Origin of the sequence: Shewanella spartinae (genome assembly GCF_019457555.1) — a bacterium.
GTDB lineage: Bacteria > Pseudomonadota > Gammaproteobacteria > Enterobacterales > Shewanellaceae > Shewanella > Shewanella loihica.
In genome coordinates, this window is the sequence record NZ_CP080418.1 from 4,590,797 (window position 1) to 4,605,081 (window position 14,285).

A 14,285-nucleotide genomic window follows, 5' to 3' on the forward strand; every position below is an offset into this window, starting at 1 on the left:
TTCAATCCTCCAGGCTAGGCATCATGCTTGATTCACGATTGGCTTCTAACTGACTGCTTTCTGTATAAGTGCCTTCGATTAGATGGCAGATCATGTTGCCGGTCGGCGCCTTGTCCGGCTTGTGGGACCAATCTTCCACAGCATTCGACAACTTACGTCTCAGCTTCACCATCTCTTCAAACTGCTTCTCAGTCTCCTCTAGCTTCTGCTGGATCATCTGCCGTACCAGGCCACAGGCGCTCTCGCCCTGATCCGTGCGCGAGAAGATCACCTTGATCTCATCGACGCTAAATCCCAGGTTTCTGGCGCTTAAGATGAACTGCATACGCGACTGTTCCTTGTCACTGTAGTCCTTGTAGCCATTGACCGAAGACTTAGCCGGGCTCAGCAGGCCGATGCGGGTATAGAAGCGCACGGTATCACCCGTGATATTGAGATTCTTTGCTAGTTGATTGACGCGCATATCCACCCCAACAAGACATTTTTTAAGCTCATGCCTTGACTATAAACCTGTGTGTTAGACACAGGTCAAGGAACTAAGGAAGAAAAAATCGAAAGTGTGGTGAAAAAGCGGCAGGCATAAAAAAAGCAGCCGTTAGAAAGGCTGCTTTTTCTGATATGGGCGTTAGTTTAAGAGCGCAAATTACTCTACCGTCACCGACTTAGCCAGGTTACGCGGCTGATCCACATCGGTACCCTTGATCAGGGCGACATGATAAGACAGCAGCTGCAACGGTATGGTGTAGATGAGCGGCGCCATGTAGTCATCACAATGTGGCACTGGGATCACCTTCATGGTGTCATCTGACTCGAACTCGGCGTCCTTGTCGGCAAACACATACATGAGGCCACCACGGGCACGCACCTCTTCGACGTTCGACTTGAGCTTCTCTAGCAGTTCGTTGTTTGGCGCCACGACGATCACCGGCATGTCGGCATCGATCAGCGCCAGCGGACCATGCTTAAGCTCACCAGAGGCATAGGCTTCGGCGTGGATGTAGGAGATCTCCTTAAGCTTGAGCGCACCTTCCATCGCGATAGGATATTGATCGCCGCGGCCCAGGAACAGAGCGTGATGCTTATCGGCAAAGTCTTCAGCCAACTCGGCGATGGCATCATCCAAGCCCAGCGCCTGCTCCACCTTAGCCGGCATAGACTGCAGACTCTGGGTGATCTCGGCGAGCATCTCGGGAGACATGCCGTTGTGACGACCGACAGCGGCGGTCAACATCAAGAGACCTGCCAGCTGAACGGTAAAGGCCTTGGTTGAGGCCACGCCGATCTCGGCGCCCGCCTTCATCATGTACGCCATGTCCGACTCGCGAACCAGAGAAGAACCTGGCGCGTTACAGATAGTCAGGGTTGCCTTGTAGCCCATCTCTTTGGCCAGACGCAGCGCGGCCAGGGTATCGGCGGTTTCGCCCGACTGAGAGATGGTCACCAACAGGCTATTGGGGAACAGGTGCGACTTGCGGTAACGGAACTCAGAGGCGATCTCGACGTTACAGGAAACGCCGGCCCAATCCTCAAGCCAGTAACGTGCCGCCATACCCGCGTGATAGCTGGTACCACAGGCGATGATCTGCACGTGTTTGATATCTTTTAGGAACTCAGCCGCGTTTTCACCGAAGGCAGAATCCAGCACATGGCCACCAGCGATGCGTCCCTCTAGGGTATGAGCGATAGCGCGAGGCTGCTCATAGATCTCCTTGAGCATGTAGTGACGGTACTCGCCCTTGTCGCCCGCATCATGGGTCACTTCAGACTCTTTCACTTCACGCTCAACCGCGTTGCCATCAACGTCGAAGATACTCACGGTGCGGCGAGTCACCTCGGCCACATCACCCTCTTCGAGGAAGGCGAACGAGCGCGTCACGGGTAACAGCGCCAGCTGATCCGAGGCGACGAAGTTTTCGCCCAGGCCGAAACCTATCACCAGTGGGCTGCCTGAGCGGGCGACTATCATGCGCTCGCTGTCACGACGGTCGATCACCACAGTGCCGTAGGCGCCTTCGAGTTGCTTAACCGTGGCCTGTACAGCACCAAGCAGAGTGTCATGAGACTTAAGCTCATGGTGTACCAGGTGGCAGATCACTTCGGTATCTGTGTCTGAGTTAAAGGTGTAACCCAGGCCCTTCAGCATGTCGCGTAGCTTGTTGTGGTTTTCGATGATGCCGTTGTGCACCACGGCAATATCACCGCTAGACTGATGAGGATGAGCATTACGCTCACTCGGCTCGCCATGGGTCGCCCAGCGCGTGTGCGCGATGCCGGTGCCACCGACCAGCGGTGCCTGCTCTAGGGCACTAGACAGCTCTTGCACCTTGCCCACACGGCGTGTGCTTGCCAGTTCATTGTTATGGATAACCGCCACACCGGCAGAGTCATAACCACGATATTCGAGGCGGCGTAGCCCCTCGACTAGAATTTCCGCAACATCCCTTTGCGCCACTGCGCCAACGATTCCGCACATAGTTTTTTCCTACTTACTCTTACTAATTTAAAAATTTACTTTGAATAGGGCGCGAGGATCACCTCTACACCCTGCTCGATAATTTGTTCTACCGTCTGCTCATCGACTCTGTCGTCGGTCACCAGCACGCTTATCTGCTGCCATGGCAGCTCCAAGTTAGGTATGCGCCTACCTATCTTGTCTGAATCCACCATGACGATCACCTCACGGGAGACCTCGGCCATCACCTTGCTCAAGCCGGTCAACTCGTTGAAGGTGGTAGTGCCTCTGGCGAGATCTATCCCATCGGCGCCGATGAACAGCTGATCGAAGTTATAGGAGCGCAGCACCTGTTCGGCCACCTGCCCCTGGAAAGATTCTGAATGGGGATCCCAGGTGCCACCCGTCATCAGTAGCGTTGGCTCATTTTCCAGCTCGTGTATGGCGTTGGCCAGCTGCAACGAGTTGGTCATCACCACCAGGCCGCGCTTGGTATTGAGTTGCTGTACCAGGCCCGAGGTGGTGCTGCCGCTATCTATGATGATGCGGTTATGATCTTTTATCAGCCTGGCGGCGGCCTCGGCGATAGATAGCTTATTGGGGGCTATCTTGGCACTGAACTGCTGAGTCACCTCATCGGGGATCGCCACGGCGCCACCGTAACGACGCAGCAGCAAGCCAGTTTTTTCCAGCACTGCCAAGTCTTTACGTATGGTGACTTCGGAGGTCTCGAAACGATTAGCCAGCTCATCGACGCTCACCTCACCGGTCTCATTCAAGACGGCAATAATGCTGTGGCGGCGCTGTTGAGTGTTTCGTTTATTCACAAAGAGTTTCACTTAAGTTTCGTTTCGAAAGATGAATTATAGTGATTCGAAACTTTTTTACCAGCAATAAAGAGTGAAAACCGAGCTAAAAACGCAAAAAGCCGCTATCACAGATAGCGGCTTAATGAGTGAAATGAAATTGAGTTTAGAACTTGGCTTGCAGCGCTAAGCCGAAGTGACGTCCCTCACCCACTGTAACATCCGTATTGGTACCACCGGCCAGGTAATCGGTATCGAACAGGTTCTTCACATTGAGGCGTACGCTGACATCGCTACCCATCACATCCATGGTATAGGCGGCACCGATATCGAAACGCACATAGGCATCCTTGGTGATGGTGTTATCCGTATTGGCGAAACGCTCTCCCACATAGATGGCACCAAAGTTAAGCGCTAAGGCCTCTGTCATCTCGTAGCGGGTCCAGATGTTGGCCGACCACTCGGGTGCATCCACAGGCGTCTTGCCGTTCAACCTGTCTTCTTGCGGGCGTTGATACTCGGCATCGAGATACATCATAGATCCTGTCATAAACCACTTGTCGCTCAGCTGCCCTTGAGCCCCCATCTCGAAGCCTTTATGACGCTGTTCACCGGATTGAGTGGTGATCGTCTTATCGCCACTGGTCGGGATCACCTCGAGATCTTGGGTCACGGTAACATTTGAAACGGTAATATCGAAAACAGCGCCGGTTAGCAGCAGGCTGCCATCGAACAGCTCCCACTTGGTGCCGACCTCATACTGCTCGCCATACTCAGGATCCAGATTCATCTGATCGTTCACATCATCCGGATCATTCACCATCCCCTGAGGTGTGAAGCTCTTAGAGTAATTGAAGTAGATGCTGCCATTTTCGGCTGGCGAGTAGATCACCCCAAACTTAGGCGATACCGCATAGCTGTTGTTGCCCTTACCATCCTTCTTCTGCTCATCGTAGCGTACGCCAGCCAACAACTGCCATTGCTGGTTGATGGTCATCAGATCCTGAATATAGAAGCCATAATGCTTATAGTCGGATTCAGACTTGGTGGTGTCGCGATGATAATCTAAGTCCGGACGAGGAACAGGCTGCCCCGGCATCACCAGCTGGTTCTTATCTCCCGCCTCTTTGAGCTGGCCATAGTAGTAGTCCAGCATGTTAGCGCCGATCAACAGCTTGTGTTCGAAGTCGCCGGTACTAAAGTCGCCGGTAAAGTCGATAAAGCCCGTCTTGTGTTGCCAGTCGTCATAACGGTCGAACGGGCTAATGGTGTAGCCATCGGTGAAGGGATCTTCTGAGCCCTTTACCAGGCTAGGTGAGGAATCTAAACGCTGACGATTAAACTGCTGATCGTTATAACCCGCCTTCACCTGCCAGTCGTCGCTAAGATGATAGGTTAGCTCGGCGCCCAGGTTTGAGATGGTGTTGTCGGTAAAGGCCCAGGGCTGATCCCAGATGATATCGCGGCCACCGATCAGCTCGCCTTGACTGTTGAGCCAGCCACCACGGTCTATGCCCGTCTTATCCTGAGTATGGTCATACTTGAGCGACAGCATGAGATCGTCTGTGATATCGAACTCAAGGTTCAGATAGCCCAACCAGCGATCCCGCTCCTGATTGCTGCCGTCCTGATATTCACGCCAATATTGAGTGTCTTGCTTAACCAGCACTGTGCGGTAGCGTATGGTCTGGGCCTCATTCAGGCTGCCACCGGCATCCAGCTGAAAACGGGTCGATCCATGCTCGTCGGTATCGAAGCCCAGCTCAAACAGGGTGTCATAGGTAGGCTTCTTGGTGACCATGTTGATCAGGCCGCCTGGGCCAGACTGGCCATAGAGCATGCTAGAGGGTCCTTTTAACACCTCGACCTGTTGAAGGGTCTCAATAGGCTGCACATAGTGAGACCACTGCTGCTGACCATTGATCAGATAACCCGAGCCCGATGACAGCTCGAAACCACGGATGTTAAATACCTGACGATTCCACTTCTCGCTACCGCTGGTGACACTCGAGTCGTTTACCAGAACCTCTGACAGGTTGGTCGCCAACTGCTCGTCGGTCACAAAGTCGGGGATCACCGCCACAGATTGCGGCGTATCCATAAGATCGATATCGCCACGCATAGCGCCGGAGGCAACGCCCACCTTATAGTCATTAAAGGTTCGCCCCGTCACGGTAATACGTTCGATATTAGCCTCAACCAGGCTGCTTTCGGCATCATCAGCCACTGCTGGTGTTGCCGCCAGGGCGGCCAGCACGGCAAAACCTACAGGAGAATAGTTAAACGAACCTAGCTTAAATGACATGCAAACCTCACCACTAAACAACAAGTAAACGAAAGTTGCGACAAATATAAATGAGAATTGTTTTTATTTAAGCTTATTTACATCCCTTTACACTGTAGGCCGATCCAGTTCACTAAATTTGCCCTATCAGCCAGAGAACCGACTGTTCTTCAATGAAAACTGGCATAAAAAAAGCGACCATAGAGGTCGCTTCTTCTTACTTTTGTGAGCTTATTTCTTTTGCTTCACCGGACGGGTCCAGCCAGTCAGATGACGCTGTTTCACTCGGGTGATCACCAGCTCATCGGCCGCCACATCACGGGTAATGGTTGAGCCCGCACCTAAGGTAGCCCCCTTACCTATGGTCACAGGCGCCACCAGCTGAGTATCGCTGCCCACAAACACGTCGTCTTCGATCACCGTCAGGTGCTTGTTGGCACCGTCATAGTTACAGGTAATGGTTCCGGCACCTATATTCACTCCGGCGCCCACCTGAGCATCGCCAATATAGGCCAGGTGACCCGCCTTAGAGCCTTCACCCAGTACCGCCTTCTTCATCTCGACGAAGTTGCCGATATGGGCATCACGCTTGAGCTCGGCGCCTGGGCGCAGACGGGCAAAGGGACCGGCACTGGCGGCTTCACCCACAATCGCATTTTCGATAATAGAATAAGGTTTAATCTCGGCGTTATCGCTAATCTCACAGTCGATGAGGATGGCGCCGGCACCGATAGTCACGTTATTGCCTATGGTCACCTTACCCTGGAATACCACATTGACGTCGATCATCACATCCATACCAACGGTAACATCGCCGCGCACATCGATGCGGGCAGGGTCACGTAGGTTTGCGCCTTCGAGCATGAGCTTCTCGGCGGTGCGTGCCTGATAGGCGCGCTCCAATTGAGCTAGCTGCACACGATTGTTCGCGCCTTCCACCTCAATGGCAGATGCTGGCTGCGCCGTGGTGATGCTCACACCGTCACTATGGGCCATAGCGACGATATCTGTAAGATAATATTCGCCCTGGGCATTGTCCGACGACAGCTGATCCAACCAGGCCTTAAGCTGTTTGCCGGGCGCGGCCATGATGCCTGTGTTGATCTCATTGATCTTAAGCTGTTCCTCATTGGCATCCTTCTGCTCGACGATCCCCACCACCTTACCGGCCTCACGTACGATGCGACCGTAACCGGTTGGATCAGGCAGGTTCACAGTAAGAATGGCCAAACCATTAGCATCGCGCGCCGCCAACAGGGCTTCCAGTGTCGAGGCCTGGATCAGGGGCACGTCACCGTAGAGAATCAGGACAGTATCATCGTCGCCAATATTGTCATTGGCCTGAGCCACTGCATGACCCGTACCCAACTGCTCGGCTTGCAATACCCAATTCAGCGTCTGCTCACCCAGACGGGCCTTAAGCTTATCGGCGCCATATCCGTAGACCAGCTGAATCGCCTCACTCCCCAGTTGATGTGCGGTATCTATCACATGCTGCACCATGCTCTTATGAGCGATGGGATGAAGAACCTTGGGAAGGTCTGAGCGCATGCGGGTCCCTTTACCTGCGGCCAAAATAACAACGTTCAGTGCCATGAAGATATCCTTGGGTGATTACTGCTGATACAGAAGAAAATGCAAATTAAGTGGGCCGATTTTAATAGATTGCGCGGTCAAAAGCGACATGCGGCGCACCTTTAAAGGCGTTAGAAGTTGATCACCTTGTCCGACTGCAGCAGCCAGAGGGCGAGATCGTCCATGGTGGCCTTCACACATCCGTCGATAACAATCAGCTCGTTAAGCCCGCGAGCCTGCACGCAGGAGGTGCAATACTTCACCTCGGCGCCCTGGGCCAGAATAATCTCCAGCATCTGTTGTAGGTTATAGCCCTCACCCGGTGTTTGCCTAGGTAACACGCCCGTCACGGCATCGGACAAGAGAAACAGCTTAACCTTAGGTGTGGGAGTCTGTTCGTTGAGTTGTATCGCCAGGCGTAGGGCGTTAAAGAGTTTCTCAGACCCATAAGGCGCATCGTTGACGACGATTAAGACTTGTTGCATGGAATATCCCTCATTGAAAACAAGGGCATCAGCCTATCACCGCCTTGAGGTCGAAACGTCTGACTCGATCACGTAAAGGGAGTAGAAGATAGTTCCGGGATGGAAAACAGATACAAAAAAGGCGGTCACCCGAGGGCACCGCCTTTTATCATCAAACAATAACCTTATCTGGCAATGTTCTTCTTGATGGTCTCTACAACGCGCAATTGAGCGATAGCCTGAGCTAATTCAATCGCTGCAGCGGCATAGTTAAAGTCTGCGCCAGCGTTAGCCATGTGGGCTTCTGCACGACGCTTGGCTTCTACGGCTGCCTGCTCATCAATCTCTTCGGCACGCAATACTACGTCAGCCAATACTGATACTGAGAAAGGTTGTACTTCCAGGATACCACCCGAAAGATAGAAGACTTCCTCTTTACCATCTTGTTTGACGATGCGCGCCATGCCAGGTTTGATATGCGTAAGCAGAGGGGCGTGACCAGGCATAACGCCTAAATCACCCTCAGCACCTGAGACTTGTAGGTGTGCTACCAGACCCGAAAAGATGCTGCTTTCTGCGCTTACAATATCAAGTTGTACTGTCATGGCTGCCATCCGTTCTCCTTAAAATATCAAGCTAACGCCTGATTATTTTTTGTTAGCTCGCTCGATAACTTCGTCGATTGAACCTGCCATGTAGAACGCTTGCTCTGGAATGTGGTCGAACTCACCTTCCAATAGGCCTTTAAAGCCACGGATAGTGTCTTTAAGGGCAACGTACTTACCTGGAGAACCGGTGAATACTTCTGCTACGAAGAATGGCTGAGACAGATATTTTTCAATCTTACGCGCACGGGCAACGGTAGTCTTATCTTCATCAGATAGTTCGTCCATACCCAGAATCGCGATGATGTCTTTCAGCTCTTTATAGCGCTGTAGTACGTTCTGTACACCACTTGCTACGTCATAGTGCTCTTGGCCAACAACCTGTGGATCTAGCTGACGTGAAGTCGAATCCAGTGGGTCAACCGCTGGGTAGATACCCAGAGAAGCAATGTTACGTGACAATACAACGGTCGCATCCAAGTGAGCGAAGGTTGTTGCTGGTGACGGATCCGTCAAGTCATCCGCAGGTACGTATACCGCTTGAACAGAGGTAATAGACCCTGTCTTAGTCGAGGTAATACGCTCCTGAAGAACACCCATCTCTTCAGCCAGTGTTGGCTGGTAACCTACCGCTGAAGGCATACGGCCTAGCAGTGCAGATACTTCGGTACCCGCTAGGGTGTAACGATAGATGTTATCGACGAACAATAGTACGTCTTTACCTTCGTCACGGAACTTCTCAGCCATAGTCAGACCGGTCAGTGCCACACGTAGACGGTTTCCTGGAGGCTCGTTCATCTGACCATAAACCATGGCCACTTTGTCGAGTACGCCAGATTCTTCCATCTCGTAGTAGAAGTCGTTACCCTCACGAGTACGCTCACCTACACCGGCGAATACTGACAAACCAGAGTGTGCTTTAGCGATGTTGTTGATCAGTTCCATCATGTTAACTGTCTTACCAACACCCGCACCACCAAACAGACCTACTTTACCACCCTTAGCGAACGGACATACAAGGTCGATTACCTTGATACCAGTTTCTAAAAGCTCAGTAGTGTTTGATTGATCTTCATATGAAGGAGCTTCACGGTGAATAACATAACGCTCATCTTCACCGATAGGACCCGCTTCATCAACTGGCTGACCTAGTACGTTCATGATACGGCCAAGAGTTGCACTCCCAACCGGAACAGTAATAGGTGAACCTGTGTTTACTACCTCGATACCACGACGCAGACCATCTGAAGAACCCATAGCGATGGTACGAACTACACCACCACCAAGCTGCTGCTGAACTTCCAGCACCAAGCCTTCACTTTTGATCTCTAGAGCGTCATAGACCTGAGGTACGGCATCATGTGGAAACTCAACGTCCACAACCGCGCCAATTACTTGGACAACAGTACCTGTGCTCATGATTAATCCTCTAAAACTTGTATTCGTTACCCAGCCTAAACCGCAGCGGCACCAGAAACAATTTCCGACAGTTCTTGCGTAATCGCAGCCTGACGGGCCTTGTTGTAGACCAACTGCAAGTCATCGATAAGTTCACCAGCGTTGTCTGTCGCAGCCTTCATAGCAACCATACGGGCTGCCTGCTCTGATGCGATGTTTTCAACAACACCTTGATACACTTGAGACTCCACATAACGAACCAATAAGGTCTCCAAAAGTTCTTTTGGATCTGGCTCGTATAGGTAATCCCAGTGATGAGAAATCTCATCTTCTTCTGACTTAGGCAAAGGTAGCAGCTGTTCGATCACAGGCGTCTGGCTCATGGTATTCACAAACTTGTTGAATACTACGTACAGACGGTCTAGCGTGCCTTCGTTGTATGCTTTTAGCATTACGCGTACTGTTCCGATCAGGTCAGCGAGCTTAGGAGCATCGCCTAATCCTGACGCGTGAGCAGACACTTTTCCGCCAAAGCTGTTGAAGAATTGTACGCTGCGTGCACCGATTGGGCAGAATTCAACTTCCGCTCCGGCTTCACGCTGCTTCTTCACGTCCGCGACAACCTTCTTAAATAGGTTGACGTTAAGACCACCACAAAGACCACGGTCGGTTGACACAACAATGTAACCAACTCGCTTAGCTTCTCTCACTTCCAAATATGGATGCTTATATTCGAGAGAACCCTGCGCCACGTGACCGATCACCTTACGCATATTTTCCGCGTAAGGACGGCTCGCTGCCATGCGATCCTGCGCCTTGCGCATTTTGCTGGCTGCAACCATCTCCATTGCGGATGTGATCTTCTGAGTGTTCTGAACACTCGCGATCTTGGTTTTAATCTCTTTAGCGCCGGCCATCTTTACTCTCCAATCTGGACCTGAGGTGCCTTAAGACACCTCCGTGTCTTTACCAGGTTTGGGTTTCTACGAACTTGTCGAGGCCAGCCTTCAAACCACCTTCGATGTCGGCATTGTAGTCGCCAGTCTCGTTGATAGTCTTCATTAGGTCAGCATGCTCGCTGTTCATGTAAGAGAGCAAAGAAGCTTCGAAATCACCGATCTTGTTCAGCTCAACGCCTTTTAGGTAACCTTTTTCAGCTGCGAAAATAGACACAGACTGGTCGGCTACGCTCATTGGCGCGTATTGCTTCTGCTTCATGAGTTCGGTAACACGCTCACCATGCTCAAGCTGAGCACGAGTTGCATCGTCAAGGTCAGATGCAAACTGAGAGAACGCTGCAAGCTCTCGATACTGTGCAAGTGCAGTACGGATACCGCCAGACAGTTTCTTGATGATCTTAGTCTGAGCCGCACCACCAACACGAGAAACCGAAATACCTGGGTTAACCGCAGGACGTAGGCCTGAGTTGAATAGGTCAGTTTCAAGGAAGATCTGACCATCAGTAATCGAAATTACGTTGGTCGGTACGAATGCAGATACGTCACCCGCTTGAGTTTCAATAATAGGCAGTGCAGTCAAAGAACCAGTCTGGCCCTTAACTTCGCCATTAGTGAACTTCTCAACGTACTCAGCGTTAACGCGTGAAGCACGTTCAAGTAGACGAGAGTGAAGATAGAAAACATCACCTGGGTATGCTTCACGTCCTGGTGGACGCTTCAGTAGCAATGAGATCTGACGGTAAGCAACAGCTTGCTTAGAAAGATCATCATATACAATCAGCGCATCTTCACCACGGTCACGGAAGTATTCACCCATTGAACAACCTGAGTACGGAGCCAGGTATTGCAGCGCTGCAGCTTCAGAAGCTGTTGCCACAACAACCACTGTGTTAGCCAGTGCGCCGTGTTCTTCAAGTTTGCGTACCACGTTAGCAATAGTAGAAGCCTTCTGGCCTACTGCTACGTATACACACTTAATGCCTGAATCTTTTTGGTTGATGATGGCATCGATCGCCAGTGCTGTCTTACCAGTCTGACGGTCACCGATGACCAGCTCACGCTGACCACGACCGATTGGGATCATAGAGTCAACGGCTTTATAACCAGTTTGCACTGGCTGATCAACCGACTTACGTTCAATAACGCCTGGTGCGATCACTTCAACAGGAGAGAAACCATCGTTGTCGATAGGTCCTTTACCGTCGATTGGTTGGCCCAGAGTGTTAACTACGCGGCCAAGTAGACCACGGCCAACAGGCACTTCCAAGATACGACCAGTTGTCTTAACTTTTTGGCCTTCTGCCAGATCGGCATAAGGACCCATAACTACGGCACCGACAGAATCACGTTCTAAGTTCAACGCGATCGCATAACGGTTACCAGGCAGTTCGATCATCTCACCTTGCATTACATCGGCAAGGCCGTGAACGCGAATAATGCCGTCGCTCACTGCAACGATAGTACCTTCGTTGCGAGCTTCACTAACGACTTCGAACTGCTCGATCCGCTGTTTAATCAGATCGCTGATTTCAGTGGAATTCAGTTGCATGCTCAAACTCCCAATTACGACTGCAGCTTTTCAGACAGGCGGTTTAGTTTACCGCTGACCGAGCCATCTATGACCAGGTCACCTGCCGTGATGATTACACCAGCCACCAGGCTGGCATCTACGCTGCAATTCAGCTTAACTTTGCGTGTGAGACGTTTTTCTAGAGAAGCACTAATTTGTTGCTGTTGCTCTGCGCTAAGCTCAGTGGCAGAAACAACAGATGCTTCAACCTCTTTCGCCCACTCGTTGCTGAACTCATGAAAGAGTTCATATACAGCAGGAAGTACTTCCAAACGACCGTTTTCAGCCATTACCTTTATCAGATTTTGACCTTGCTCATTGATCTGCTCACCACACACCTTAATGAAAAGGTCGGCAAGCTGGCTGCTCGAAAGCGCACCAGACAGCAGCGGCTTCATCGTCTCGTTTTCACTGACTTGAGCGGCAAAGCTAAGCATTTCAGCCCAGCTTTCTACTGCATTTTTCTCAATAGCAAAGTCAAATGCTGCCTTTGCGTAAGGACGAGCGATGGTGCTTAATTCAGCCATAACTCACTCCCTAATCAAATTTCAGCAACAAGTTTGTTAACTATGTCACTGTGGGCGGCTTCATCAATCGAACGCTCAAGGATCTTCTCTGCACCGGCGATAGCCAGAGCAGCAACTTGCTTACGCAGGTCTTCTTTCACGCGATTACGTTCAGCTTCAATTTCTGCTTTACCCTGAGCGATGATTTTCGCACGCTCAGCGTCTGCTTCGGCTTTGGCCTCATCGACAATCTGAGCTTTACGCTTGTTAGCTTGCTCAATGATTTCGTTAGCAGTTGCCTTAGCTTCTTTTAGTTGGTCGGTGGCTTTCGCCTGTGCCAACTCTAGGTCTTTTACAGCACGATCAGCATCAGCTAGACCGTCGGCGATCCTTTTTTGGCGCTCTTCGATGGCATTCATCAAAGGGGGCCAAACAAACTTCATGCAGAACCACACGAAGATAATAAAGGCAACCGTCTGACCGATTAGGGTAGCGTTGATATTCACAACAGCCTCCTATTTAGATTAAAGACAGAAGCGTTGATTACAGCATTGCACCCAGTGGGTTAGTAAACAGCATAAATAGTGCAATACCTACACCGATCATGGTTACCGCATCCAATAGACCAGCAACAATGAACATCTTAACTTGTAGCATAGGAGCCATTTCTGGTTGACGCGCAGCGCCTTCCAAGAACTTGCCACCTAGTAGGCCGAAACCGATAGCGGTACCTAGAGCACCCATACCAATCAGTAGAGCAACAGCGATAGCTGTCATGCCTAATACAGTTTCCATCTCTATCTCCAATATTCTAAATCTTTAGTTAGTTTGTGATTTAGCTTAAAAAAAATTTCTTCAGCAACCCTTAATGATCTTCATGTGCCATGCTGAGATACACGATCGTCAGCATCATGAAGATAAACGCCTGCAGAGTGATAACCAAAATATGGAAGATTAACCAACCTAGTTGTAGAGTCACACCTAGGGCAGATAACGCCAAGTTAGCACCATACATCAACGCAATAAGGATGAAGATCAACTCACCTGCGTACAAGTTACCGAACAGACGCAATGCCAATGAAATAGGCTTAGCGATCAGGGTAACCGACTCTAGTAGGAGGTTGACGGGTATCATTGCCTTATGGTTAAAAGGCTGTAATGTCAGTTCTTTAACAAAGCCTGAAACGCCCTTGACCTTGATGCTGTAGTAGATAATCAGCACAAACACACCGATAGCTAAGCTGAAGGTGATGTTTAGGTCGGTCGTTGGTACCACTTTCATGTATGGGATACCGGCAGCAGCTGCCAGCTCAGGAATCCAGTCAACTGGAATCATATCCATGAAGTTCATCATGAATACCCACACAAAAATCGTTAGTGCCAACGGAGCAATAACAGGATTGCGGCCATGGAAGGTTTCCTTCACGCTGCCATCGACGAATTCAACGATCATCTCGATAAAGCATTGAAGCTTACCGGGAACACCTGTCGTTGCCTTCTTGCCAACGCTACGGAATAGCCACAAGAATAGAACACCAAGCCCAACCGAAAAGAACAACGAATCAATGTGCCATGTCCAGAAGCCTTCACCAACGTGTAAGTTGGTAAGGTGGTGCTGGATATAGCCCTGCGGTGTTAACGCTTCACCAGTTGCAGCCATGATTCA

General features: G+C 50.8%; 14 protein-coding genes. All 14 read right to left on the bottom strand.

Annotation, left to right across the window (positions count from 1 at the left end; all coding sequences use genetic code 11):
• Position 1: 1 nt before the first annotated feature.
• Complete coding sequence (locus tag K0I31_RS19940) at positions 2-463, bottom strand: MerR family transcriptional regulator (RefSeq protein ID WP_220079502.1); 462 nt, start codon at positions 461-463, stop codon at positions 2-4.
• A 180-nt stretch (positions 464-643) separates the two neighbouring features.
• The gene (gene glmS / locus K0I31_RS19945; RefSeq protein ID WP_144202228.1) at positions 644-2,473 is read right to left on the bottom strand and encodes a glutamine--fructose-6-phosphate transaminase (isomerizing); all 1,830 of its coding nucleotides are present in this window, start codon (positions 2,471-2,473) and stop codon (positions 644-646) included.
• 35 nt (positions 2,474-2,508) lie between these two features.
• Positions 2,509-3,279, bottom strand: coding sequence for a DeoR/GlpR family DNA-binding transcription regulator (locus K0I31_RS19950; protein WP_011867631.1), 771 nt, complete (start codon positions 3,277-3,279; stop codon positions 2,509-2,511).
• 145 nt (positions 3,280-3,424) lie between these two features.
• Entirely contained in the window at positions 3,425-5,563 is a 2,139-nt protein-coding gene (locus K0I31_RS19955; RefSeq protein ID WP_220079503.1) for a TonB-dependent receptor, read from the bottom strand.
• Positions 5,564-5,773: 210 nt separating this feature from the next.
• Positions 5,774-7,138, bottom strand: coding sequence for a bifunctional UDP-N-acetylglucosamine diphosphorylase/glucosamine-1-phosphate N-acetyltransferase GlmU (gene glmU, locus K0I31_RS19960; RefSeq protein ID WP_220079504.1), 1,365 nt, complete (start codon positions 7,136-7,138; stop codon positions 5,774-5,776).
• A gap of 110 nt (positions 7,139-7,248) precedes the next feature.
• Positions 7,249-7,602, bottom strand: a complete 354-nt coding sequence (locus K0I31_RS19965; RefSeq protein WP_220079505.1) for a DsrE/DsrF/TusD sulfur relay family protein — start codon at positions 7,600-7,602, stop codon at positions 7,249-7,251.
• A 164-nt stretch (positions 7,603-7,766) separates the two neighbouring features.
• Positions 7,767-8,195, bottom strand: a complete 429-nt coding sequence (locus K0I31_RS19970) for a F0F1 ATP synthase subunit epsilon (RefSeq protein ID WP_011867635.1) — start codon at positions 8,193-8,195, stop codon at positions 7,767-7,769.
• 33 nt (positions 8,196-8,228) lie between these two features.
• Positions 8,229-9,605: a F0F1 ATP synthase subunit beta gene (atpD, locus tag K0I31_RS19975; protein ID WP_011867636.1), complete on the bottom strand. Its 1,377-nt coding sequence runs from the start codon at positions 9,603-9,605 to the stop codon at positions 8,229-8,231.
• Positions 9,606-9,640: 35 nt separating this feature from the next.
• A complete protein-coding gene (atpG, locus tag K0I31_RS19980) occupies positions 9,641-10,501 on the bottom strand; it encodes a F0F1 ATP synthase subunit gamma (RefSeq protein WP_011867637.1) in 861 nt (286 codons plus the stop codon).
• Between the two features lie 49 nt (positions 10,502-10,550).
• Complete coding sequence (atpA, locus tag K0I31_RS19985; RefSeq protein ID WP_011867638.1) at positions 10,551-12,092, bottom strand: F0F1 ATP synthase subunit alpha; 1,542 nt, start codon at positions 12,090-12,092, stop codon at positions 10,551-10,553.
• A 14-nt stretch (positions 12,093-12,106) separates the two neighbouring features.
• Positions 12,107-12,640 carry a F0F1 ATP synthase subunit delta gene (gene atpH / locus K0I31_RS19990; RefSeq protein ID WP_011867639.1) on the bottom strand — a complete coding sequence of 178 codons (534 nt, stop codon included), beginning with the start codon at positions 12,638-12,640 and terminating at the stop codon, positions 12,107-12,109.
• A gap of 14 nt (positions 12,641-12,654) precedes the next feature.
• Complete coding sequence (atpF, locus tag K0I31_RS19995; protein WP_041509599.1) at positions 12,655-13,125, bottom strand: F0F1 ATP synthase subunit B; 471 nt, start codon at positions 13,123-13,125, stop codon at positions 12,655-12,657.
• Between the two features lie 37 nt (positions 13,126-13,162).
• Positions 13,163-13,414: a F0F1 ATP synthase subunit C gene (gene atpE, locus K0I31_RS20000; protein ID WP_011639455.1), complete on the bottom strand. Its 252-nt coding sequence runs from the start codon at positions 13,412-13,414 to the stop codon at positions 13,163-13,165.
• 70 nt (positions 13,415-13,484) lie between these two features.
• On the bottom strand, positions 13,485-14,279 hold the full coding sequence (gene atpB, locus K0I31_RS20005) for a F0F1 ATP synthase subunit A (protein ID WP_144202236.1): 795 nt from the start codon (positions 14,277-14,279) through the stop codon (positions 13,485-13,487).
• Positions 14,280-14,285: the final 6 nt, after the last annotated feature.

Excerpts from the sequence above, each read along its gene's own strand:
- atpD (WP_011867636.1), bottom strand. The coding sequence starts at position 9,605 with ATGAGCACAGGTACTGTTGTCCAAGTAATTGGCGCGGTTGTGGACGTT.
- K0I31_RS19955 (WP_220079503.1), bottom strand. The coding sequence starts at position 5,563 with ATGTCATTTAAGCTAGGTTCGTTTAACTATTCTCCTGTAGGTTTTGCC.
- K0I31_RS19970 (WP_011867635.1), bottom strand. The coding sequence starts at position 8,195 with ATGGCAGCCATGACAGTACAACTTGATATTGTAAGCGCAGAAAGCAGC.
- glmU (WP_220079504.1), bottom strand. The coding sequence starts at position 7,138 with ATGGCACTGAACGTTGTTATTTTGGCCGCAGGTAAAGGGACCCGCATG.
- atpA (WP_011867638.1), bottom strand. The coding sequence starts at position 12,092 with ATGCAACTGAATTCCACTGAAATCAGCGATCTGATTAAACAGCGGATC.
- glmS (WP_144202228.1), bottom strand. The coding sequence starts at position 2,473 with ATGTGCGGAATCGTTGGCGCAGTGGCGCAAAGGGATGTTGCGGAAATT.
- atpG (WP_011867637.1), bottom strand. The coding sequence starts at position 10,501 with ATGGCCGGCGCTAAAGAGATTAAAACCAAGATCGCGAGTGTTCAGAAC.
- atpH (WP_011867639.1), bottom strand. The coding sequence starts at position 12,640 with ATGGCTGAATTAAGCACCATCGCTCGTCCTTACGCAAAGGCAGCATTT.
- atpE (WP_011639455.1), bottom strand. The coding sequence starts at position 13,414 with ATGGAAACTGTATTAGGCATGACAGCTATCGCTGTTGCTCTACTGATT.
- K0I31_RS19940 (WP_220079502.1), bottom strand. The coding sequence starts at position 463 with ATGCGCGTCAATCAACTAGCAAAGAATCTCAATATCACGGGTGATACC.
- K0I31_RS19965 (WP_220079505.1), bottom strand. The coding sequence starts at position 7,602 with ATGCAACAAGTCTTAATCGTCGTCAACGATGCGCCTTATGGGTCTGAG.
- atpB (WP_144202236.1), bottom strand. The coding sequence starts at position 14,279 with ATGGCTGCAACTGGTGAAGCGTTAACACCGCAGGGCTATATCCAGCAC.